The 21833-nt window shown below is 73.6% G+C and carries 19 protein-coding genes and 3 tRNA genes; 9 read left to right on the top strand and 13 right to left on the bottom strand.

The window, feature by feature from the left end; genetic code table 11:
- Window positions 1–50 precede the first annotated feature (50 nt).
- The 3 genes from IE182_RS14880 to IE182_RS14870 form a co-directional block, all read right to left on the bottom strand.
- A tRNA-Ile gene (locus IE182_RS14880) sits at window positions 51–124 on the bottom strand.
- A gap of 178 nt (window positions 125–302) precedes the next feature.
- A tRNA-Asn gene (locus IE182_RS14875) sits at window positions 303–375 on the bottom strand.
- A gap of 5 nt (window positions 376–380) precedes the next feature.
- Window positions 381–453 (bottom strand) — tRNA-Asn (locus tag IE182_RS14870).
- 184 nt (window positions 454–637) lie between these two features.
- On the opposite strand from IE182_RS14870, the gene IE182_RS14865 reads away from it, so the two are divergent.
- Entirely contained in the window at window positions 638–925 is a 288-nt protein-coding gene (locus IE182_RS14865) for a YtxH domain-containing protein (protein ID WP_190110259.1), read from the top strand.
- Window positions 926–967: 42 nt separating this feature from the next.
- The gene (locus IE182_RS14860; protein ID WP_190110258.1) at window positions 968–2410 is read left to right on the top strand and encodes an FGGY family carbohydrate kinase; all 1443 of its coding nucleotides are present in this window, start codon (window positions 968–970) and stop codon (window positions 2408–2410) included.
- 13 nt (window positions 2411–2423) lie between these two features.
- Here the strand turns inward: IE182_RS14860 and IE182_RS14855 are convergent, their stop codons facing one another.
- The 5 genes from IE182_RS14855 to IE182_RS14835 form a co-directional block, all read right to left on the bottom strand.
- Entirely contained in the window at window positions 2424–3599 is a 1176-nt protein-coding gene (locus IE182_RS14855) for an RNA polymerase sigma factor (RefSeq protein ID WP_372458247.1), read from the bottom strand.
- A 280-nt stretch (window positions 3600–3879) separates the two neighbouring features.
- Window positions 3880–5781: a DNA primase gene (gene dnaG, locus IE182_RS14850; RefSeq protein ID WP_190110257.1), complete on the bottom strand. Its 1902-nt coding sequence runs from the start codon at window positions 5779–5781 to the stop codon at window positions 3880–3882.
- A 9-nt stretch (window positions 5782–5790) separates the two neighbouring features.
- The gene (locus tag IE182_RS14845) at window positions 5791–6285 is read right to left on the bottom strand and encodes a GNAT family N-acetyltransferase (protein ID WP_190110256.1); all 495 of its coding nucleotides are present in this window, start codon (window positions 6283–6285) and stop codon (window positions 5791–5793) included.
- 11 nt (window positions 6286–6296) lie between these two features.
- Entirely contained in the window at window positions 6297–7562 is a 1266-nt protein-coding gene (locus IE182_RS14840) for an NAD(P)/FAD-dependent oxidoreductase (protein WP_190110255.1), read from the bottom strand.
- Window positions 7563–7719: 157 nt separating this feature from the next.
- On the bottom strand, window positions 7720–9072 hold the full coding sequence (locus tag IE182_RS14835; protein ID WP_190110254.1) for a deoxyguanosinetriphosphate triphosphohydrolase: 1353 nt from the start codon (window positions 9070–9072) through the stop codon (window positions 7720–7722).
- 157 nt (window positions 9073–9229) lie between these two features.
- On the opposite strand from IE182_RS14835, the gene IE182_RS14830 reads away from it, so the two are divergent.
- Window positions 9230–9943, top strand: a complete 714-nt coding sequence (locus IE182_RS14830) for a SanA/YdcF family protein (RefSeq protein ID WP_229844815.1) — start codon at window positions 9230–9232, stop codon at window positions 9941–9943.
- A gap of 19 nt (window positions 9944–9962) precedes the next feature.
- Here IE182_RS14830 and IE182_RS14825 read toward each other — a convergent pair whose 3' ends face one another.
- The 3 genes from IE182_RS14825 to IE182_RS14815 form a co-directional block, all read right to left on the bottom strand.
- Complete coding sequence (locus IE182_RS14825) at window positions 9963–11063, bottom strand: hypothetical protein (RefSeq protein ID WP_190110253.1); 1101 nt, start codon at window positions 11061–11063, stop codon at window positions 9963–9965.
- 101 nt (window positions 11064–11164) lie between these two features.
- Window positions 11165–12100 carry a trypsin-like serine peptidase gene (locus IE182_RS14820; RefSeq protein WP_229844814.1) on the bottom strand — a complete coding sequence of 312 codons (936 nt, stop codon included), beginning with the start codon at window positions 12098–12100 and terminating at the stop codon, window positions 11165–11167.
- Window positions 12101–12284: 184 nt separating this feature from the next.
- On the bottom strand, window positions 12285–13070 hold the full coding sequence (locus IE182_RS14815) for a TSUP family transporter (protein ID WP_190110252.1): 786 nt from the start codon (window positions 13068–13070) through the stop codon (window positions 12285–12287).
- Between the two features lie 201 nt (window positions 13071–13271).
- Between IE182_RS14815 and IE182_RS14810 the strand changes: the two genes are divergently transcribed.
- Window positions 13272–13601: a cytochrome P450 family protein gene (locus IE182_RS14810; protein ID WP_190110251.1), complete on the top strand. Its 330-nt coding sequence runs from the start codon at window positions 13272–13274 to the stop codon at window positions 13599–13601.
- 58 nt (window positions 13602–13659) lie between these two features.
- Window positions 13660–14577 carry an oxidoreductase gene (locus tag IE182_RS14805; protein ID WP_190110250.1) on the top strand — a complete coding sequence of 306 codons (918 nt, stop codon included), beginning with the start codon at window positions 13660–13662 and terminating at the stop codon, window positions 14575–14577.
- A gap of 131 nt (window positions 14578–14708) precedes the next feature.
- On the opposite strand, the gene IE182_RS14800 is transcribed toward IE182_RS14805, so the two are convergent.
- Complete coding sequence (locus IE182_RS14800) at window positions 14709–15272, bottom strand: hypothetical protein (RefSeq protein ID WP_229844812.1); 564 nt, start codon at window positions 15270–15272, stop codon at window positions 14709–14711.
- Window positions 15273–15531: 259 nt separating this feature from the next.
- Between IE182_RS14800 and IE182_RS14795 the strand changes: the two genes are divergently transcribed.
- The 4 genes from IE182_RS14795 to IE182_RS14780 all read left to right on the top strand — a co-directional run bounded on the left by IE182_RS14795 (window position 15532) and on the right by IE182_RS14780 (window position 20566).
- Window positions 15532–17463, top strand: a complete 1932-nt coding sequence (locus IE182_RS14795; protein ID WP_190110249.1) for an APC family permease — start codon at window positions 15532–15534, stop codon at window positions 17461–17463.
- Window positions 17464–17536: 73 nt separating this feature from the next.
- Complete coding sequence (locus tag IE182_RS14790) at window positions 17537–18802, top strand: ABC transporter substrate-binding protein (RefSeq protein WP_190110248.1); 1266 nt, start codon at window positions 17537–17539, stop codon at window positions 18800–18802.
- On the top strand, window positions 18799–19725 hold the full coding sequence (locus tag IE182_RS14785; RefSeq protein ID WP_190110247.1) for a carbohydrate ABC transporter permease: 927 nt from the start codon (window positions 18799–18801) through the stop codon (window positions 19723–19725). Before IE182_RS14790 ends, IE182_RS14785 begins: the two co-directional genes overlap by 4 nt.
- 4 nt (window positions 19726–19729) lie before the next feature.
- Window positions 19730–20566 carry a carbohydrate ABC transporter permease gene (locus IE182_RS14780; protein ID WP_190110246.1) on the top strand — a complete coding sequence of 279 codons (837 nt, stop codon included), beginning with the start codon at window positions 19730–19732 and terminating at the stop codon, window positions 20564–20566.
- Between the two features lie 16 nt (window positions 20567–20582).
- On the opposite strand, the gene IE182_RS14775 is transcribed toward IE182_RS14780, so the two are convergent.
- Entirely contained in the window at window positions 20583–21632 is a 1050-nt protein-coding gene (locus tag IE182_RS14775) for an ArsR/SmtB family transcription factor (protein ID WP_190110360.1), read from the bottom strand.
- Between the last annotated feature and the right edge of the window lie 201 nt (window positions 21633–21833).

The following is a 21833-nucleotide window of genomic DNA, read 5'->3' as shown; positions in this document are numbered from 1 at the left end:
CGGGGCATCGAAAGCCCAGGTGGCATCGTTTCTGCACCTGTGCCGCGCAGTGGGGCGGGTGGGACTCGAACCCACGGCCGACGGATTATGAGTCCGCTGCTCTAACCGGCTGAGCTACCGCCCCGTTCACGGCGCGTCGCGCACATCTGTGCGCGCCGTCTGCCGCAGCATAGCCGTTCATACGATCTGCTGCCCCGGAGGGGCCGTATCGTGTGATCGGTCTGACCATGAGGACTTCGATCACGGCCGGTACGGTTCCCACCGGAATGAAAAAAGGACCCCGGAGGGGTCCTCTCTCACTGCTCCCCCGACTGGACTCGAACCAGTAACCTGCCGATTAACAGTCGGCTGCTCTGCCAATTGAGCTACAGGGGACCGCGCTCCCCCGACTGGACTCGAACCAGTAACCTGCCGATTAACAGTCGGCTGCTCTGCCAATTGAGCTACAGGGGATTGTCGCGTTTGCCTCGAATGCACCCTTGACCGGTCTCCCGGGCGGCGTGCGCTCGCTGCGAGACATAGATTAGCGCAAGCAGGGGGGTGCTCCGCCAATCGGTATCCCCACGGCCCCGGGAGTGACCTTCGGTCCGGCCGGGTAGGCGGCTGCACAGCGGATCCAACGGAAGGATGGGGCGCGATGCGCTACCGGCTGACGTTCATCACCGGCGCGGCTGTCGGGTACGTGCTCGGGGCTCGCGCCGGGCGCGAGCGGTACGAGGAGCTGCGCAAAGGAGCGCAGCGGGTTGCGCAGAACCCGGCGGTGCGCAACACCGCCGAGACCGCCGCGGTGAACGGCCGGGCGATGGCCGGCAGGGCGCTCGGCAAGGTGGGCGACCGGCTGCCGGGGTCCGTGACGAGCCGGATCCGTTCCCTGCGCGAACAGCGGGCGGGCGACGAGGACGACTGGGGCACCAGCAACACCTGACCGGATGCGGGGCGGACGCCCAGGGTTTGGCATCATCTCGGCATGGGCATAGTCGCCGGGTTGGACAGTTCCTCAGAGAGCACGCGCATCGTTGTCTGCGACGCGGACACGGGTGCCGTGCTCCGGCAGGGGTACGCACCCCATCCACCGTCATCGCCCGAGGGCGATCCGCAGGCATGGCTGATCTCGCTGGGCGAGGCGGCCACCGGGGGCCTGCTGGAGGGCGTGCAGGCCATCGGCGTCTCCGCGCAGCAGCACGGGCTCCTCACGCTGGACGCGGGCGGCGTGCTCGTCCGTCCGGCCCTGCTGGGCAACGACAAGCGGGTGCAGGCCGCGGCGGCCGACCTCACCGACGCGCTGGGCGGCCGGGCCGCCTGGGCCGAGGCCGTCGGGGCGGTGCCGCAGGCGGCGCAGCCGCTGGCGAAGCTGCGCTGGATGGCCCGCAACGAGCCCGAGTCCGCCGCCCGGGTGGCCGCGGTGCTGCAGCCGCACGACTGGCTGGTCTGGCAGTTGCTGGGCCGCCCCGCACGCTGCACGACCGACCGCGGCGACGCCTCCGGCACGGGCTTCTGGTCCGCGGCCACCGGCAGCTGGCGGCCGGACCTGATGGAGCTGGCGCTGGGCCGCCAGGCGGCGCTGCCCGAGGTGCTCGGCCCCGCCGATCCGGCCGGGCACACCCCCGAGGGCCTGCTGATCTCCGCCGGCACGGGCGAGACCATGGCCGCGGCCTTCGGGCTGGGCGTGGGCCTCGGGGACGCGGTGATCTCGATGGGCGCCTCCGGCTCCGTCTTCGCCGTGCACCACTCGGCGCTCGCCGACTCCACCGGCACCATCACCTCCTTCGCCGACGCGACGGGCATGCACCTGCCGGTCGTGCACACCCTCAACGCCGTGCGCGTCCTGCGCGGCACCGCCGAAATGCTCGGCACGGACCTGGCGGGCCTCTCCGAGCTGGCCCTGCAGTCCTCGCCGGGCTCCTACGGCCTGGTGCTGCTGCCGTACCTGGAGGGCGAGCGCACCCCGCACCTGCCCCACGCGGCGGGCACGCTGGCCGGTCTGCGGCGCGAGAGCATGAAGCCCGAGCACCTGGCCCGGGCGGCCTTCGAGGGCATGCTGTGCGGCCTCACGGACGCCCTGGACGTGCTGCGCGGGCGCGGCGTCGAGGTCCACCGGGTCTTCCTGCTGGGCGCGGCGGCGGAGCTGCCGGCCGTACAGGCGATCGCCCCGTCGCTGTTCGGCGCCCAGGTCGTCGTGCCGCAGCCCGCGGACTACGCGGCCATCGGAGCGGCCCGGCAGGCCGCGTGGTCGCTGGGCGTGCAGCAGGGCGTACTGTCCCCCCAGCAGCCCCCGCTGTGGCCCGCAGCGGCCAGCCAGACGTTCGAGCCGGGCGCCGAGGACCTGGGGGTCGGGCAGGCGGTGCGCCAGCAGTACGCGACCGTGCGGGAGCAGACCCACCCCGGAGCGTTCGCCCCTCCCTCCGCCTGAGCCGCCGCCCGGCTCAGTCCAGGTAGCCGCGCAGCTGGTCGGCGAAGGCGTGGTCGCGCAGTTTGTTGAGGGTCTTGGACTCGATCTGGCGGATCCGCTCCCGCGTGACGCCGAAGATCCGGCCGATCTCCTCCAGCGTGCGCGGCCGGCCGTCGACCAGCCCGTACCGCAGCTGCACGACCTTGCGCTCGCGCTCGCCCAGCGTGGAGAGCACGGCCTCCAGGTGCTCGCGCAGCAGCAGGAACGCCGCCGATTCCACGGGGGAGGTGGCGTCGCCGTCCTCGATGAGGTCGCCGAGCGCGACGTCGTCCTCCTCGCCGACGGGCGCGTGCAGGGACACCGGCTCCTGGGCGAGGCGCAGCACCTCGCTGACCCGCTCCTCGGAGAGTTCGAGGTGGGTGGCGACCTCCTCGGCCGTGGGTTCGTAGCCGCGCTCCTGCAGCATGCGGCGCTGCACCCGCACCACACGGTTGATCAACTCCACGACGTGGACCGGAACCCTTATCGTCCGGGCCTGGTCGGCGAGCGCCCGCGACATGGCCTGCCGGATCCACCAGGTCGCGTACGTCGAGAACTTGTAGCCGCGGGCGTAGTCGAACTTCTCGACCGCCCTGATCAGACCGAGGTTTCCCTCCTGGACGAGGTCGAGCATCGTCAGTCCGCGCCCGATGTAGCGCTTGGCCACGGAGACGACCAGGCGCAGGTTGGCCTCGATGAGGCGGCGCTTGGCCATGCGGCCGAGGACGACCAGGCGGTCGAGGTCGAGGGCGAGCTGGGTGTCGAGGTCGGGGGTGTTGCCCAGCTTCTCCTCGGCGAACAGGCCCGCCTCGACCCGGCGGGCCAGCTCCACCTCCTCCGCCGCCGACAGCAGCGGGATGCGGCCGATCTCCCGCAAGTACTGGCGGAAGAGATCGGAGGAGGGGCCGCTGGTGTCGGCCCGGACGGCCGGTTCGGGAGCCGCCTCCTCGGGGAGGGTCAGGGTCTCGGACGCGGGCGGCTCGGCCTGCTGCGGCACGGTCGGTGCCGGATCGGTCAGGGCCTGAGGCAGGGTCGGGGTCCGGGTCTGCACGGGGGCGACCTCCAGGGTGATCGCTGCTGAGGCGGCAGAGCATGCGGCAGAGCATTCGTGGCGCGGCGGCGGCCGGGCCGCCGCCCGTGCCGGGGAGCTGGAGCGGCTTCGCGGGGGGATCCGGGTCCGGCAGGCCGGGCCTGCCGCGCTCCGAGGACCTCAGGCACCGCCCACCAGTGTGGGGCACGACGCGGGCCCGCCACGAGGGGCGTGCGCTCACTTTCTGAGCCCGGACCGTGACCGGGCGCTTACGGCGCTCCTCACGGCGGGGGACGGCCGGGAGGCGGCCTGCGGGGCGGGTTCGCCGGGGCGCGGGACGTCTCGTGGGGCCGTCCGCCGGGGTCGTCCGGCCGCGGCCGCGGCCCGGGCCGGGAGCCGGTCCGGGCCCGTCGACGGGCCGCTACAGGGCGGCGGCGCCGCGGTCCTTCAGGGAGCGGCCGTACTGCTCCAGGACCCACAGTTCGTTCTGCACGGCGGTCAGGTGGGCCGGGTCGGCCTGGTTGCCCAGGCGGACCAGGCCGGCCTGGACGTCCTGGATGCGGCGCTCCACGGCCCGCAGGCGGACCTGGACGAGCTGCATGCCGGCGTAGGTCTCGTCGACGTTCTTGCTGCGGATGGCCTCGACGGCGAGCTCGGTGACCAGGGCGCGCACGGTGTCGTCCGGGGCGGCGGCCCGGACCGCGGTGAGGTAGTCGCCGGGGGCGTCGGTGACGCCGCCGGCCTGCTCGATGGCGCGGCGGACCGCGACGTAGGGCTGTGCGGTGAACTCGTCCTCGCCGTAGGCGTCGAAGGCGGGGGCGACCAGCTCGGGCCGCTGGAGGGCGAGCTTGAGCAGCTCGCGCTCGGTGAGGGCCGCGGGGCTGCGGAGGTTGAGCGCGGGGCCGCGGGGGGCCGTCGCCTGCGGCTGCGGGGCGGCGGCCGGGGGTGCGGCGCGGTGCGGCGTGCGGGCGTCGGGGCGCTGGCCGCGCTCGCGGGCCCAGCGGGCCAGCTGGCCCACGCGGCGGACGACGAACTGGGTGTCCAGGATGCCGAGCATGCCGGCGAGCTGGACGGCGTACTCGTGCTGGATGGCGCCGTTCTTGATGTTCGCCACGATCGGTGCGGCGGCCTCCAGGGCGGCGGCGCGGCCCTCGGCGGTGTCCAGGTTGTGCCGGGCGACGACCTGGCGGATGGCGAAGGCGAACAGCGGGGTGCGGGAGTCCACGAGGCCCGCCACCGCCGCGTCGCCCTGGGCCAGACGCAGCTCGCAGGGGTCCATGCCGCCGGGAGTGATGGCGATGGAGGTCTCGGCGGCGAACTTCTGGTCGTCCTCGAAGGCGCGCAGGGCGGCCTTCTGGCCGGCGGCGTCGCCGTCGAAGGTGAAGACGACCTCGGAGGCGGAGTTGTCCATCAGCAGCCGCCGAAGGATCTTGATGTGGTCGCCCGCGAAGGCGGTGCCGCAGGTGGCGATGGCGGTGGTGACGCCGGCCAGGTGGCAGGCCATGACGTCGGTGTAGCCCTCGACGACGACGGCGCGGTTGGTCTTGGCGATGTCCTTCTTGGCGAGGTCGATGCCGTACAGGACGTGCGACTTCTTGTAGATCGCCGTTTCGGGGGTGTTGAGGTACTTGGGGCCGTTGTCGTCGTCGCGCAGCTTGCGGGCGCCGAAGCCGATGACCTCGCCGGTGATGTCGCGGATGGGCCACATCAGGCGGCCGCGGAAGCGGTCGATGGGCTTGCCGCTGCGGCTGTCCTGGGCGAGGCCGGAGAGCAGCAGCTCCTTGTCGCTGAAGCCCTTGCCGCGCAGGAAGCGGGTGAGGTGGTCCCAGCCCGCCGGGCTGTAGCCGACGCCGAAGTGCTCTGCCGCGGCCTGGTCGAAGCCGCGGCCGGCCAGGAACTTCCGGCCGATCTCCGCCTCGGCGCTGCCGAGCTGCTCGGCGTAGAACTGGGCGGCGATCTTGTGGGCCTCGACGAGGCGGATGCGCTCGCCCTGCTGACGGCCGGGGGTGTAGCCGCCCTCCTCGTAGCGCAACGTGATGCCGGCCTGGGAGGCGAGGCGCTCGATGGTCTCGGAGAAGGAGAGGTGGTCGATCTTCATGATGAAGTCGACCGTGTCCCCGCCCTCCTGGCAGCCGAAGCAGTAGAAGAGCCCCTTGGCGGGGCTGACCTGGAAGGACGGGGACTTCTCGTCGTGGAAGGGGCACAGACCCTTGAGGTTGCCGCCGCCCGCGTTGCGCAGCTGGAGGTACTCGGACACGACGGCGTCGATCGGGACCGCGTCCCGGACCGCCCTCACGTCGTCATCGTTGATCCTGCCTGCCACGCGTGAATTCTACGGTGGCCCGCCGACACCGCCGTCCGCCCCGCTCCCCGCGGCGCTCCCGGCGAGCTTGATCGTGAAGACGAAGTGCGGTCCGACGCCCTCGACCGTGAACTCCTCGCCGCGCACCTCGAAGCCGTGGTGCTCGTAGAAGCCGCGGGCCGAGGTGCGGCCGTTGCACCACACCAGGGCGGCGCCGCGGGCCGCGGCCTCGGCGAGGCCCGCCCGCAGGACGGCGATGCCGTGGCCGTGGCCGCGCACGGCCGGGTCGCTGGCCATGCCGCGGAAGCGGTACGCGTCCTCGTCCGTGCCGGGCAGCGGCTCGGGGAGGAACGTGACGCAGGCCCGTACCGTCCCCGCCTCGTCGTAGGCGGCGACGTGGAAGGTGCCGGGCGCGGCGTCCTCGGGGAAGACGGCCTCCGCGGCGGGCAGGCCGGGCCGCAGCACGGCGTGGCGCAGGGCGAAGATCTCCGCGACGGGGACGAGCGCGGTGCGTGCGGGACGCATGACCGGCGCCGTCACGACGCACCCAGCGAGTCGAGGGCGACGCCCGGGTCGGCCAGGGCGTCGGCGTCGAGACGGGCGCCGGAGCGGATGAGGCGCTGGATGCTCTCGGTGACGTCCCACACGTTGACGTTCATCCCGGCGAGCAGCCGGCCCTCGCGCAGCCAGAAGGCGATGAACTCGCGCTTCCCGACGTCGCCGCGGCAGACCACCTGGTCGTAGGAGCCGGGGGGCGCGTAGCCGGAGTACTCCATGCCCACGTCGTACTGGTCGGAGAAGAAGTAGGGCACCCGGTCGTAGGAGACCTCCTGGCCGAGCATGGCGCGGGCGGCGGCCGGGCCTTCGTGGAGGGCGTTGGCCCAGTGCTCGATGCGCAGCCGGGTGCCGAGCCAGGGGTGCTCGGCGGCGGCGACGTCCCCGGCGGCGTAGACGTCGGGGTCGGAGGTGCGCAGCGAGGCGTCGACGGCGACGCCTCCGCCGTCGGCCCGGTCGACGAGGGCCAGGCCGGCGGCCTCGGCGAGGGCGGTGCGCGGGGCGGCGCCGATGGCGGCCAGGACGTCGTGGGCGGGGTGCTCCTCGCCGTCGTCGGTGCGGGCGGCCAGGACCATGCCGTCGTGGCCGGCGATCTCGGTGAGGCGGGCGCCGAAGTGGAAGCGGACGCCGTGCTCGCTGTGCAGGTCGGTGAAGAGCTGGCCCAGCTCGGGGCCGAGGACGGTGTGCAGCGGCGTCGGCTCGGGCTCGACGACGGTCACCTCGGCACCGTAGCCCCGGGCGGCGGCGGCCACCTCCAGGCCGATCCAGCCGGCGCCGGCGATGACGAGGTGGCCGTTGTCGCGGCCGAGGGAGGACAGCACGCCGCGCAGCCGCTCGGCGTGGGCGAGGCGGCGCAGGTGGTGGACGCCGGCCAGGCCCGTGCCGGGGATGTCCAGGCGGCGGGGCTCGGCGCCGGTGGCCAGCAGCAGCTTGTCGTAGTGGACGAGGGTGCCGTCGCCCAGGCGCACCGACTTGGCCGCGCGGTCGAGGTGGACGGCGGGCTGGCCGAGGTGGAGCTCGACGTCGGCCTTGGCATACCAGTCGGGTTTGTGGACGAAGACGCTGTCGCGCGCGTCGCGGCCCGTGAGGTAGCCCTTGGAGAGCGGCGGGCGCTCGTAGGGGTGCTCGCGCTCGTCGCAGATGAGGATCACCCGGCCGGTGAAGCCCTCGTTGCGGAGGGTCTCGGCCGCCTTGGCGCCGGCCAGGCCCCCTCCGACGATGACGAACGTCTGGTGTGCGTCCACCACTTGCTGCCTCCTCGCTGCCACGCAGTACGTCCCGGTCGGGACGTCCGCGGTTGTCGCCCCCGGACGAAAAGCGCCACTGCCGAGCGTCCCGCACCCGGACTGCCGCCGGTAGAGGGAGTACCCCGGACCGGCCGCCACCCGCAAGGGCCTGCCGGGGTCATCCCCGGGGACCGTCCGGCGGTGCGGGCCGCCCGCGGCGGCCGGGCCCGGCGAGCCGGGCGTGCAGGGAACGCGCGGTGGCGTCGGTGAGGGCCGCGATCTGGTCGACGACCGCCCGCAGCCGCCCGGCGTCGTCGGCGGCCTCGGCGTACAGGGTGCGGAACTGCGGGTCGAGGCCGTCGGGGGCGCGGGCGACGAGCGCCTCGCCGAGCTCGGCGATGACCACGCGCTGCTCGGCGCGGAGCTTCTCCTGGTCCTCGCGCTGCATGACGTACCGGTCGGCGACGGCCTTGAGCACCGCGCACTCCAGCCGCGTCCCGCGCGGTACGACCAGCTCGGCGCGGTAGCGGGTGAGCCGGCCGGGCCCCCACGCGGCCCGGGTGGCCCCTTCGGCGGCGAGGCAGAAGCGGCCGATGAGCTGGCTGGTGGCGTCCTTCAGACGGGCCTGGGAGACGGCGGAGCCGTCGTAGCCGTGCGGCCACCACTCCTGCTCCAGGAGGCGGTCGAGGGCTTCGGCGAGCTCCTCGTGGGACGCGCCGGGCGCGTAACGGCCGGCGGCGACGGCGAAGACGTCGCGGCGCTCGGCCTCGGCGAGCAGGACGTTCGGGTCGAGGTGGCCGGCGTGCAGGCCGTCCTCGACGTCGTGCACGGAGTAGGCGACGTCGTCGGCCCAGTCCATGACCTGGGCCTCGAAGCTCTGGCGGTGGGCGGGGGCGCCCTGGCGCAGCCAGGTGTAGACGGGGACGTCGTCGGCGTAGACGCCGAACTTGCGTGACGCCGGGTCGGTGGGGTGGCCGCCGCGCGGCCAGGGGTACTTGGTGGCGGCGTCGAGGGCGGCGCGGGTCAGGTTGAGGCCGACGCTGACGAGCTCGCCGGTGGCCGGGTCGGGCACGAAGCGCTTGGGCTCCAGCCGCGTCAGCAGGCGCAGCGACTGGGCGTTGCCCTCGAAGCCGCCGCAGGGGGCGGCGACTTCGTCGAGCGCCTGCTCGCCGTTGTGCCCGAAGGGCGGGTGGCCGAGGTCGTGCGCCAGGCAGGCGACCTCGACGAGGTCCGGGTCGCAGCCGAGGGCCGCGCCCAGCTCGCGGCCGACCTGGGCGCACTCCAGGGAGTGGGTGAGGCGGGTGCGGGGGCTGGCGTCCCAGCCCCGGTCGCTGGCGCCCGGCGTGACGACCTGCGTCTTGCCGGCGAGGCGGCGCAGCGCCGCGGAGTGCAGCACCCGGGCCCGGTCGCGCTGGAACGCCGTGCGGCCGGGGCGCTTGTCGGGCTCGGGGGCCCAGCGCTCCACGTCGGACGGCTCGTATCCGGCGATGCCGGGCTTTTCTGTCGCGGTCCCTGCTGTGCTGCCGTTCATACTCCCGACGGTAGCCGCAGGGTGTGACAGCAGCGATGCACGTGCGGCGGGGGGAGGGCGCCGGGGCGCCCGGACACCCTGCGGTGGACGTCCGGCCGGAGGTCCGGGAACCACGGGGAGCGCTGCGGCGTTGATCTCTCCCGAACGGGGAGGTCTCATGAATGCGGCGGGTCCGGTGCGCATGGCGTGCCGTCGTCTACGGCTGCTGCTGCGGTTGCGGCTGCCGGCGACCAGGGGCGGCAGGCGGCGCGCGCTGTGGGTGGTGATGGCGTCCAGCGTGCTGGCGCTGCTGCCCGCCACCTGGGTGTACGCGGCCGGTACGCCCAGGATCCGGGCCATCGACGAGGTGCCGCAGGCACCGGTGGCGATGGTCTTCGGCGCGGGCCTGTGGCAGGGCAAGCCGTCCCCGTACCTCGCCCACCGGCTGGACGCCGCGGTGGAGCTCTACCGCAAGGGCACGATCCGCGTGGTGCTCGTGACGGGGGACAACAGCCGCGTGGACTACGACGAACCGGACGCCATGCGCGCGTATCTGACGAAGCGCGGGGTGCCCAACGACCGCATCGTCAGCGACTACGCCGGCTTCGACACCTGGGACTCGTGCACCCGTGCCCAGCGCGTCTTCGGCGTGCAGCGGGCGGTGCTGATCACCCAGGACTTCCACATACGCCGCGCGCTGGCGCTGTGCAAGGCGGCCGGCATCGACTCCTACGGCGTCGGGGTGACCGCGAAGCACGACATCACCTGGTACGCGGGCGGGGCGCGCGAGGTCTTCGCGGCGGGCAAGGCCGCGCTGGACGCGTTCGTGCGGCCCCGGCCCGCGTTCCTCGGCCCGCACGAGCCCGGGGTGGAACGGGCGCTGGCGGGCTGACGGGGGCCCGCCGGTCCCTTCAGTCGAGCTGGACGACCAGGGTCTGCCAGCGCGGACCGGATGCCTCACGGACCAGCACCAGCATCTGGTTGCGGTCGTTGACCGCCTCGATGCCGTCCAGCACGGTGCCCTGAGGCAGGCTCAGCATCCCGTCCAGCCGGTGCACGTTGCCGCGCGGGTCCCACACCGCCGGAACGCTGTCGAGCACTTCGGTGCCGGTCCGGACGCTGCCGGTGATCCAGCCGCGGTCGTTGATCAGCCGGGCCTCGCCGCCGAATCCCAGGTCGGCCAGCTCCTGCGGGGTGTCGGGGGCGGTCCAGCGCGTCGCCGTGAACCTGCGGCCCGGCCGCTCCTGTCCGCCGACCGCCACCTCGCTGTTGTTGACCGCGTTGAGCCAGGTCCGGGAGACCTCGGCGGACGATCCGGTGTACGTGTCGGTCCCGCCGTCGGGGCGCCAGGCGGTGCCGTGGGTGGGTCCCAGGCCGACGATCAGTCCTTCGTCGTTCAGGGCGCGGGGGTATCCGTCGTCGGGTCCGGCGATGCGCTGGAAGCCCGTTCGGGCCTGCCAGCGGTAGCGGGCGGTCAGGGGGCGCGGGTGCCCGCCCATCGGCGGCAGGACCATGTGGGACGCCGACAGCAGGACCGTGCCGTCCTCCCCCAGCGACGCCACGCCGACCCGCTCCTCGCCCGGGGGGATGCCGAGGGAGGTCATGGCCCCGTCGGGGGCCCACATCGCCAGCTCCGTCCCCGACACCCCCACGACCCGGCCGTCGTCGGTGATGTCCATGGGCACACCCTGCCCCTGGAGGGCCCGGCGGTGTCCCGTCACCGGGTTCCAGACGCCGGCCCCGCCCGACGCCTCGCGCAGGACGACGTCGCCGTGCCGGTTGAGGGCGCGGGCGGCATCGGTGCCCTCCAGCGTGGCGAGCACCCGGGCGCGCAGCCGGTGCCGGGCCGGGTCGTCGTCGCCGCGGGTGGCGCCCGCCCGGCCGGCCGGCGCCGGCCCGGTGTTCCCCGCGGCGGCCGTTCCGGCCGGAACCAGCAGGGCCAGGGCCAACGCCGCGGTGACGACGGCTCCCTTACGCTTCCACGCTCTGCGCTGCTTTCCCGCTCCCTGCACGGCCGGCCCCCTCCTGTGGGTGAGAAGGACACCGTGCCGGGCACCACCGCGCCGCGCCCCCGGAACGCCGCCACTGGCGGGTTCCCGTCACGGGTGCGCGGTCAGGCCCGCCGGGGCTCGCGGTCGTTGATGGCGTCCAGGTACAACTTGAAGATCTCGTCGCCGTTCAGGGGGCTGTACGAGATCCGGTCGCTGTCCTCGCCGTCGGGGCCGCCGCCGTTGAGGCCGCCGAGGACGCCGATCAGGTCGCCCGTTCTCGTCCGCTCGTCGAAGTGGGTCAGCCAGGGGCTGCCCGAGGTGCCGGAGAAGAAGCCCTCGCAGCGCATGGTGAGCTGCTGGTGGCCCGGGAGCCGGCTCGTCATGGTCGTGCAGCGGACGGCCTGGTCGGCGGGGTCGCTGTCGGCGCTGGGATAGCCGATCACGGTGACGCGGTTGACGTCGCCGGGGGTGCGGACCAGACGGTTGGCGCCCGTGACGCGCTCGATCGTGCGGCCGCGGCCGTCGGGTCTGACGGTGGCGAAGGCGAAGTCCAGGTCGGAGCCGTCGCCGTAGTCGTCCCGGCGCGGGTCCACGAAGGCGCGGTCGACGGCCCACACCCCGTAGGGCTGCTTGCGCTCGCCCCGGCGGTAGTCCGGGACGAAGGCCGCGTCCTCGCCGAGGCCGCAGTGGCCGGCGGTGATGATGAGGTTGCCCTTGGGGCTGTGGACCACGCTGGCGGTGCAGTGGTGGTCCCGCATGTCCTCGCCGACGTAGAACAGCACCCCGACGGTGGGCACGCCGTCGAAGTGGCGGGCGCTGCCGGTGATGCGCTGGGCCGGCTCGTCGGCGTCCCGGCCGTCGTCGCCGTCCGCGGCGGACATCCTCGTCGGGCCCCAGAACCGCCGGGCCTCCTCGCTCGACCAGCTGCCGTCGCGCCCGTGTCCGCCGGCGCCCCGGGGGACGGCGGCCGCAAGGGCGACCACGTACAGCCCCGCGAGGACGGCCCGGACCCATCGGGCCCGGCTCCACCGGGAGAAAGGCACAGTCACCCCCAGCACGTCGGGAAGGTAGTCGACAGGCTAACCGCACGGCACCGGATCGCCGTGCACCGGACTGCTTTCCGCACTGTCGGTCGTACGAATGCACGACAAATCCGTCAACCCTGCCCCGGCCGCCCCTGCCCGTCCCGCCGGAACCGCCCCTCCCGCCGGAATCGTCCGGCTCGTCCGCCCTCAGGCACCCTCAGCCGCCCCACTGGTCGTACGCCAGCTTGCACACCAGCGACACGACCACCACGACCAGCACGCCCCGCACGAAGCCGCTCCCCCGCTTCAGCGCCATGCGCGCGCCCACCGCGCCGCCCGCGAGGTTGAAGACGGCCATCGGCGCCGCCACCTGCCACAGGACGGCGCCCTGGGCCGTGAAGGTCACCAGTGCGCCCACGTTGGTGCAGACGTTCACGACCTTGGCGGTGCCGGAGGCGGCGACGAGGTCCATGTGCAGGATCCCGGCCAGCGCGAGCACGAGGAAGGTGCCGGTTCCGGGGCCGATGAGCCCGTCGTAGAAGCCGATGCCGAGCCCGGCCACCAGGACGGCCGCCAGCACGCGGCGCCGTGTCACCGGGGCGGCCGGCGCCACGGCCGTGCCGAAGGCGGGCCGCAGCAGGACGAAGGCGAGGACCGCCAGCAGCACGGCCATGATCAGGGGGCGCAGGACGGCGCTGTTGATGCCGGAGGCGAAGAACGCCCCGGCCAGCGAGCCGCCGAGCGCGGCGAGGCCGATGCGCACGGCGGTGCGCAGGTCCAGGGGGGCTTTGCGGGCGTAGGCGACGGCGGCGGCGGTCGTGCCGCAGATGGCGACGGCCTTGTTGGTGCCGAGGATGTGCGCGGGCGCCGTGTGCGGCAGTCCCACGAGCAGCGCGGGGAGTTGGAGCAGGCCGCCCCCGCCCACCACGGCGTCGATCCATCCGGCCGCGGCCGCGGCCAGACAGAGCACGATCAGCGTTGTCAGGGATATGTCCGGGGTCACCGGCGGATCGTACGGGCACCGCGTGGAGGGCCGTGCCCCCGGGCGCCGGGACCGGACGCGCGGAGGCGCGCCCGCATCGCTCCGGTGACCGAATGTCGAGTCGTCTTGCCAAACTCCCGGCGTTTTGGGGGAGTCGGACGGCTTTGGCGGGGCAGCATGGCCTGCATGACCTCACCCGCCGCCTCAGCCCCGGGAGTCAGCATGCTGCAGAGCACCGTCACGTCCCACCGCACCGATGCCCAAGGGGCAGTCGCCGCCTGCGACCTCCTGGGCGTCGACCCGGGTTTACGGGAGAACCTGCACCGGATGACCGGCATGCTGGCCGGTGCGGCGTCGACGGCCGAAACGACGGCCATCGAGCGCGACATGGCCCACGTCCTCGGCCGCGTCGTCGCCCGCCGCCGCGCCGAGCCCGGTGACGACCTCACCAGCGCGCTGCTGGCGGGACGCCAGGGGTACTGGGCGGGGGTCGACGACCGTGAACTGGTCGGCATGCTGGTGCGCCTGGCCATCGCCGGGCACCGGTCGTAGCACGGTCCCCCCGTGGTGCCGGGCCGGCGCCCCTCGTGAGACAGGAGTACAGCGGACGATGAACGGCTGGAGCACGAGCGACATCCCCGACCAGAGCGGCCGCACCGCCGTGGTGACCGGCGCCAACAGCGGCATCGGCTACGTCACCGCCCGGGAGCTCGCCCGGCGCGGTGCGCGGGTGGTGCTGGCCTGCCGGGACGCGACGCGCGGCAAGGCGGCCGAGGAGCTGATGCGGGCCCAGGCGCCCGGCGCCGACGTGCGGCTCGCACAGCTGGACCTCGCCGACCTGGGCTCCGTACGGGCCTTCGCGGAGGACCTCGCGGAGGACCGGGTGGACCTGCTGGTCAACAACGCCGGGGTGATGGCGCTGCCGCACCGCCGGACGGTGGACGGCTTCGAGATGCAGTTCGGGACCAACCACCTCGGCCACTTCGCCCTGACCGGGCTGCTCCTCCCCCGGCTGCGCGCGGCCGCTCCGGGGGCGCGGGTGGTCACCGTCTCCAGCGGGCTGCACTTCCTGGGCACGGTCGATCCGCGGGACCTGCAGATGGAGCACCGCTACCGGCGCTGGATCGCCTACGGCCGTTCCAAGAGCGCGAACCTGCTCTTCGTGCACGAGCTGGCCCGGCGGCTGACGGCGGAGGGCTCGGACGTGGTGGCGGCCGCGGCGCACCCCGGCTACGCGGCGACCAACCTGCAGACGGCCGGGGCCCGGATGGAGGAGCGCGCCTGGCGGGAGAAGGGCGCCGAGCTGCTCAACCGCGCCGTCGCGCAGAGCCCGGAGGAGGGCGCGCTGCCGTCGCTGTACGCCGCCACCGCACCGGACGTGCGGCAGGACGACTTCTTCGGGCCGCGCGTGCAGCTGTGGCGCGGCGCGCCCGTGCGCTCGGTGCGGGCGCGGTGGACGCTGGACGACCGGGCGAGCGCGGGGCTCTGGGCGGCGTCGGAGCGGCTGACGGGGGTCGTCTACGGGTGACGGGGCACCGTCCGCCCCGCCGGACGGACCAGGCCCGTCGGCTCAAGGCCGTACGAGCCGGGGCCTGTCCCGCTCCAGGCGTGCGGGCCGGAGCCCGTCCCGCTCCAGGCCGGGCGGCCCAGGACCTGCCTCTACTCCAGCCCCGCGGACTTCAGCAGCCTCCGCGCGCCCTCCCCGTCGATGCGGGCCGCCAGCGCGGCCAGCGGCACCGCGCCCTCGCGCAGCAGGCCGCGCTCGCGGGAGCGACGGGCGCCGGCGTCGAGGCGGTGCCACAGCAGCGGGTTGGCGGCGAGCACCGCCGGGTCCAGCTCGACGCGGTTGCCGCCGACGTCGCGCAGGACCAGCCGGGGTGCGACGCCGTCGGCGCGCCGCACCTGGGTGAGCAGGTCGGTGCGCACGCGGTGCTCGCGCAGCAGGCCGCGCGCCGCCAGCCAGTCCTCTCCGGCGGTGATCCGCGGCGGCCGCAGCACGGCGACGAGCGCCGCGCCGATGGCCGTCCAGGAACAGCCGCGCTGCCAGTCGAGGCCGCCGCGGGCGAGGTCGGCGAGGAGCAGCACCCCGCCGAGCGACAGCCCGCACCACCAGGCGGTGCGCGCCTCGCGCCGCCAGTTGCGGTCCCAGGCCCGGACGCTGCCGGGCGCGTCGCCCGCGGACGGGCGTGCCTTGGGGTGGTGCCGGCCGTAAGCCTCGCGCACGCGCGCACGCGCCCGTAATGTCTGTCGCCGTCCCATGGTGGTGACGCTAGAGGCGCCGGGCGGGCACCCCGGCGAATGTTGACGCCGCGCTGACGCGGTCTTGGCCAATCCTTGCGGCATGCTGACGCCCTGACCTCGCACGGCGTCAAGAACGCGTACGGATCGCGCCGAATTGCGCCAAGAGGCCGCCAAGGCCGGGAGCGGCCCCGGCAGCACCGGCGCAGTCTGAGCCTCCGACACATCGGAGGTACGACAAAAGATGTCCATACTGGCCCACTCGGAGCACACCTCGGGTACGGGTGAGGAACCGCCGGATACCGGCGCCGCGCGGACCGCCGCGGAGGACCGGTACCGGCTGACCGCCACCCAGGGCCTCGCGGCCCTGTCGCTGGATGCGATGGCGTCGGTGGCGTACGGGCCGGAGGCGATCGTTCTCGTGCTGGCGGCGGCCGGGGCGCACGGCCTCGGGTTCACACTGCCGGTCACGCTCGCCATCGCGGCCCTGCTGGCCGTGCTCGTCGCCTCCTACCGGCAGGTCATCGCGGCGTTCCCCGACGGCGGCGGGTCGTACGCCGTCGCCAAGCGGCACCTGGGCCGGCGGACGAGCCTGTTCACCGCGGCGTCCCTCGTCCTGGACTACGTGCTGAACGTGGCCGTCTCGGTGACCGCCGGCGTCGCCGCCCTCACCTCCGCCTTCCCTTCCCTGTACGGCGACCGGCTGGGGATCTGCCTGGGCGTGCTGGCCCTGGTGACGGGCGTGAACCTGCGCGGCATCGTGGACTCGGCGAGGGCGTTCATCGTGCCGACCGCCGTCTTCGTGGGCTCGATCCTGGTCCTGATCGTCGTGGGCCTCTTCCGTGACGCGCCCGTGAGCACCGAGGCCGCCGCCGGCCATGCGTCCGCCCTGGCCGGCGACGCCACGACCGTCGGCGCCCTGCTCCTGCTGAAGGCGTTCGCCGCCGGCTGCTCCGCGCTCACCGGCGTGGAGGCGGTCGCCAACGCCGTGCCGTCCTTCCGGGCCCCGGCCACCCGCCGCGCCCAGCGCACGGAGGTCGCGCTGGGTGCGCTGCTGGGCGTCATGCTGATCGGGCTGTCCGTCCTCATCGGCCGCTTCCACCTCCAGCCGGTGGAGGGCGTCACCGTCCTCGCGCAGCTCGCGGACGCCTCGCTGGGGCACAACGGGGCCTTCTACGTGGTGCAGTTCGCGACCGTGGTGCTGCTGGCACTGGCCGCGAACACCTCCTTCGGCGGGCTGCCGGTGCTCATGGGCCTGCTGGCCCGCGACAATTACTTGCCGCACGTCTTCGGGCTGAAGGCCGACCGCCAGGTCCACCGGCACGGCGTGCTGGCTCTGGCGGCCGTCTCGGCGCTGCTGCTGGTCTTCTCCGGCGGGGACGTCAACACGCTGGTGCCGCTGTTCGCGATCGGGGTGTTCGTCGGCTTCACCCTCTGCCAGGTGGGCATGGTCCGCCACTGGCGGCAGGAACGTTCCGCCGGGTGGCGCGGCAAGGCGCTGGTCAATGGCTTCGGGGCCGTGCTGACCGGTGTGTCGGCCGTGGTGGTCACGGCCACGAAGTTCGCCGAGGGCGCCTGGCTGATCGTCGTGGCGCTCCCCGTGCTGGTGCTGGCCTTCGAGGCGGTCCACCGGGCGTACGCGCGCATCGGCGAGCGCCTGGAGCTGGGCCGGGTGCCGGAGGCCCCGCGGCGCTGCCACTCGGTGGTCGTCGTGCCCGTCTCCTCGCTGTCCCGGCTGACCAGCAAGGCTCTGACCGCCGCGGTGTCGCTCGGGGACGAGGTGGTGGCCGTGACCGTCACCCAGCCCGACGCGGAGGGGCGGCGGGCGGCGGAGTCGCTGCGCCGCGACTGGGAGCTGTGGAGCCCCGGCGTCGACCTCGTGGAACTGCCCGCCCCCGGCCGCGCCCTGGGCCGCCCGATCGTCGCGTACGTCCACGAGCTGGCCGGGCGGCACCCCGACAACCGGGTCACGGTGCTCATCCCCGAGGTGGAGCCCGCGCACCTGTGGCAGCGGCTGCTGCAGAACCAGCGCGGTGCCGTCGTCGCCCACGCGGTCCGCCGGGACACCGATGCGGTGATCTGCCGGCTGCGTTTCCGGATCGACACCCGGCGGATCGACACCCGGCAGCCGGGCCCGGGGCGGGCCGCGCCCGGGAAGGCCGGCACGCGGCGGTAACGGCCCTGTCGCCATCGCCCTCCATCGTTGATCGTTGATCCGTACGGTCCCGCACGCCGAGGGAGAGCCGACCATGCCGATCAACCGCAGAACGCTCATGGCCGGTGCCGCCGGCCTCGCACTGACGGGCGGCCTCGCCACCGCCTGCGGCACGAACACCGGTCGTGGCGGCGGTGGTTCGGGCCGGCCTCGTCTGTCGCAGTGGTACCACCAGTACGGGGAGGCGGGCACCCGGCAGGCCGTCGGCCGGTACGCCGCCGCGTACAAGGATGCCGACGTCCGGGTGGAGTGGCGGCCGGGCAACTACGAACAGCAGTCCTCGGCCGCCCTGTTGACCGACTCGGGCCCCGACGTCCTGGAGGTGAGCGGCCCGACGCTCGACCAGATCCACAGCGGGCAGATCGTCGATCTGACCGACGTGATCGCCGATGTCAAGGGCGACTTCGGCCAGGCCGTCCTCGCGCCCAAGACCTACGACGGCCGCGTCTGGGGCGTTCCGCAGCTCGTCGACACGCAGGTGCTCTACTACCGCAAGAGCCTGCTGCAGGCCGCCGGGGTGCGGCCGCCGCGCACCCTGGACGAGCTGGTCGACGCGGCGGGAAGGCTCACGACCGCCAAGGTCAAGGGTCTCTTCCTCGGCAACGACGGGGGCGCCGGCGTCCTCGGCGGCACTCCCCTGCACGCCGCCGGGCTCTCGCTCGTGACCGACGAGGGCGCGGTGGGCTTCGACGACCCCGCCGCCGCCCGCACCCTCGGCACGTTGCACCGGCTCTACGCCGACAAGTCGCTGCTGCTGGGCGCGCCCACCGACTGGGCCGACCCGTCGGCCTTCGTGCAGGGACTCACAGCGATGCAGTGGTCCGGGCTGTGGGCCCTGCCGCAGATCAAGAGGGCCCACGGCGAGGACTTCGGGGTGCTGCCCTTCCCACCGGACGGGCCGGCCGGGCGGCCCGCCGTGCCGGTGGGGGCGTGGTCGGCGGCCGTGAGCGCCCGCAGCGGGCACCGGGACGCGGCCAGGGCCTTCGTGAAGTGGCTGTGGGTCGAGCGCACCGACCTCCAGGAGGACTTCGCCCTCTCCTACGGCTTCCACATCCCCGCCCGCACCTCCCTGGCCGCGCGGGCGGACCGGCTCAGGAACGGGCCGGCGGCCGAGATCGTCCGTTTCACCACGGACCACGGCTTCCCGGCGCAGCCCCTTTTATGGACGCCGCCGAGCCAAACCACCTATCAGGACGCCCTCAACCGCATCATCAAGGGCGGTGCCGACCCCGCCACCGAGCTCAAGTCGGCCGTCCGCAAGGCCGAGGCCGAGCTGCGCCGCATGCGGAAGGGGTCATGAGCGCGCCGGGCGGCGAGCGCCGACGGCAGCGGAACCGTACCTTCTGGTTCTGGACGTTCGTCGGCCCGTTCGTAGCGGGGCTCGCCCTCTTCACGTACGTACCGCTCGCCTGGAGCGTGTACCTCAGCTTCTTCGACGCCCACAACACCGTCTCCCCCACGGACTTCGTGGGCTTCGGCAACTACACGGCGATGCTGGGCGACCCGGCCTTCCGCTCCTCGCTGCTGACCTTCACGGTGTTCACCGCCTTCATCGTGCCGGCCACCTACGCGCTCTCCCTCGGCCTGGCCCTGGCGGTGAACCGGCTGCGGTTCGCCCAGGCGTTCTTCCGGTCCGTCTTCTTCCTGCCGGCCGCCTGCTCGTACGTCGTGGCCGCGATGGTGTGGAAGATGTCGGTCTTCAACGGCGTGCGCTTCGGACTGGCCAACACCGTCCTCGGCTGGTTCGGCGCGGAGCCGGTCGCCTGGCTGGCGGCCACCGACCCGCCCTGGTACTGGCTCGTGATCATCACCGTGCGGCTCTGGCTGCAGGCCGGCTTCTACATGCTGCTGTTCCTGGCGGGGCTGCAGCGCATCCCGGTGCGGCTGTACGAGGCCGCGGCGCTGGACGGCGCCCGGCCGGGGTGGCAGACGTTCCGGCACATCACCTTCCCGGCCCTGCGCACCACCTCGGTGGCCGTGGTGCTGCTGCTGGTCGTGGGCGCCTTCCAGGCGTTCGACGAGTTCTACAACCTGCTCTCCGGCGCCCGCGGTTACCCGCCCTACGCCCGCCCGCCGCTCGTCCACCTGTACTACACCGCGCTCGGCCAGGGTCAGGACCTGGGCCTGGGCAGCGCGGGCGCGGTGATCCTGGCCCTGATCATCCTGGTGGTGACCGTCGTGCAGGCCCGCTGGTCGGGGCTCGGTCGCAGAGAGGAGTACTGACACCGTGGACGACGCCCTCGTGCGCGCCGGGCGCGCGCTGCGGCTGGCGCTGCTGATCGCGCTGGCCGCGCTCTTCCTGATCCCCTTCTACCTGCTCGTCCGCAACGGGCTGGCCTCCGAGGCGGAGATCACCGCACCGGACTGGACGCTCTTCCCGCGCGACCCGCACTGGTCGAACGTCCGCGAGCTGTTCGCCGACCCGGACGTGCCCATGGCGCACGCCCTGCTGAACTCCTCGCTGATCGCCGTGGCGACCACCGCCGGCACGCTGCTGCTCGCCTCCCTCGCCGGCTACGGCCTGGCCCGCATCCCCTACCGGCACGCGAACGCCGTCTTCTACGCGATCGTGGGCACCCTGATGGTCCCGGCGGCGGTCACGTTCGTGCCGTCGTTCGTGCTGGTCTCCTCGCTCGGCTGGGTCTCCTCGCTGCGCGGGCTGATCGTGCCGACGCTCTTCAGCGCGTTCGCCTGCTTCGTCTTCCGCCAGTACTTCCTGGGCTTCCCCCGCGAGCTGGAGGACGCCGCCCAGGTGGACGGGCTCGGCTACTGGCGCACCTTCTGGCGGGTGGTCGTGCCCAACTCGCGGCCGGTCTTCGCGGCGGTCGGCACGATCGTCTTCATCGGCGCCTGGAACGCCTTCCTGTGGCCGCTGGTCATCGGGCAGGGCCGCGATTCCTGGACGGTGCAGGTGGCGCTGTCGACGTTCACCACCGCCCAGACCGTCAACCTCCACGAGCTGTTCCTGGCCGCCGCCGTGTCGATCCTGCCGCTGCTCGTGGTCTTCCTGTTCCTGCAGCGGTACATCGTGGCGGGGGTGGAACGCTCGGGCATCGACGACTGAGGGACGTCCCCGGGGGTCACCCCCCGGGGAACTGCAGCATCGTGGCGGAGGTGGAACGTTCCGGCATCGACGACTGAACCCTGGCGCGGCCCTGTGGCCCGCGGTGCCCACCGCGCAGCAGGGCCGCCCCCAGCGGGGTGAGGGTGTGCATGACCGCGCTGCCGTTGCGCAGCGTCAGCACCAGCCCGGCCTCGCGCAGCACGCCCGCGTGCTGGCTGGCCGAGGCCGCCGACACGCCCACCCGGCGGGCCAGTTCGCTGGTCGTGCAGCCGCCGCCTATCGAGCCCAGCACGGCCGAGCGCGTGTGCCCGACGAGCTTGCCGAGCGAGCGCGGGGCGGCCGGGACGACGGGCGCGGTCTCCGACGTGGCCCGGGCGGGGTAGACCAGCACGGGCGTCAGCTCCGCGTTCTGCAGCGTCACCGGGGTGCGCCGGCAGAAGAACGACGGCAGGAGCAGCAGCCCGCGGCCCTCCAGGTGCACGTCGCGGTCGACGGGGTAGTCGACCTCCAGCACCGGTGCCTGCCAGCGCATGGTGGGCGGCAGCGAGGACAGCAGGGCGTCCGCGCCGCCGTCCAGCAGGGCCCGGCCGCGCACGGCGCGGTCGGCCTCGATCTGCGCCTGGATGTGGGCCCAGTAGGGCGCGATGGCCGCCTGATGGTAGGAATGCAGGGCGCTGATGAGCTTGCCGAAGGCGCGGGCGTCGCCCTCGGCCAGCGATCGTATCCAAGCCGGCAGCGTGCGGACGGTGGACAGGCGGCCCAGTTCGTCGTGCACCCGCTCGGCGGGCGTGGCCCGCAGCGCCTGTATGCCGGACTCGAGTCCGAGTAACCCTTCGGGCGGCGTCAGGAAGTCCGGGAAATATCCGCGAGGCGGAACCAGTGGCGCCAGAAGACGCGTTTCACCATTCAACCGAGGACGGGTTTCCGACCGCCAATCACCGAAGATCGACTCGCCTTGTTTGTCCCGGAGCCGGTGCAGGCTCAATACGGTTTCCCAGAGCACGTCCGGGTCGCCGGCCAGGCGCAACCGGGCCAGATCGAGTCCAGTGAAATGGACACGCAGCACCAAACCCCCACATGAGACATCCGCAACCACCCCCCGCCCACTGAGTATGCACACCGATACGCGGTGTTACCACGCCCTTTTGGCCACAGTTGAAAGGACTCGCGGCGAACATCGCAGAAGCGAAATGCTATTCACGCACTCAGGGCCGCACCCGCTCGTTCCCGTGGGGGGTGGCGAGCGAAAAAGCGGCCGCTGAGTACG

Origin of the sequence: Streptomyces cinnamoneus (assembly GCF_014650495.1) — a bacterium.
Lineage (GTDB): Bacteria > Actinomycetota > Actinomycetes > Streptomycetales > Streptomycetaceae > Streptomyces > Streptomyces cinnamoneus.
Note: the sequence above shows the minus strand (reverse complement) of the source record. Positions and strands in the feature narration are given on the sequence as shown.

Excerpts from the sequence above, each read along its gene's own strand:
- IE182_RS14845 (WP_190110256.1), bottom strand. The coding sequence starts at position 6,285 with ATGCGTCCCGCACGCACCGCGCTCGTCCCCGTCGCGGAGATCTTCGCC.
- IE182_RS14860 (WP_190110258.1), top strand. The coding sequence starts at position 968 with ATGGGCATAGTCGCCGGGTTGGACAGTTCCTCAGAGAGCACGCGCATC.
- IE182_RS14785 (WP_190110247.1), top strand. The coding sequence starts at position 18,799 with ATGAGCGCGCCGGGCGGCGAGCGCCGACGGCAGCGGAACCGTACCTTC.
- IE182_RS14810 (WP_190110251.1), top strand. The coding sequence starts at position 13,272 with ATGCTGCAGAGCACCGTCACGTCCCACCGCACCGATGCCCAAGGGGCA.
- IE182_RS14835 (WP_190110254.1), bottom strand. The coding sequence starts at position 9,072 with ATGAACGGCAGCACAGCAGGGACCGCGACAGAAAAGCCCGGCATCGCC.
- IE182_RS14795 (WP_190110249.1), top strand. The coding sequence starts at position 15,532 with ATGTCCATACTGGCCCACTCGGAGCACACCTCGGGTACGGGTGAGGAA.
- IE182_RS14830 (WP_229844815.1), top strand. The coding sequence starts at position 9,230 with ATGAATGCGGCGGGTCCGGTGCGCATGGCGTGCCGTCGTCTACGGCTG.
- IE182_RS14790 (WP_190110248.1), top strand. The coding sequence starts at position 17,537 with ATGCCGATCAACCGCAGAACGCTCATGGCCGGTGCCGCCGGCCTCGCA.
- IE182_RS14805 (WP_190110250.1), top strand. The coding sequence starts at position 13,660 with ATGAACGGCTGGAGCACGAGCGACATCCCCGACCAGAGCGGCCGCACC.
- IE182_RS14865 (WP_190110259.1), top strand. The coding sequence starts at position 638 with ATGCGCTACCGGCTGACGTTCATCACCGGCGCGGCTGTCGGGTACGTG.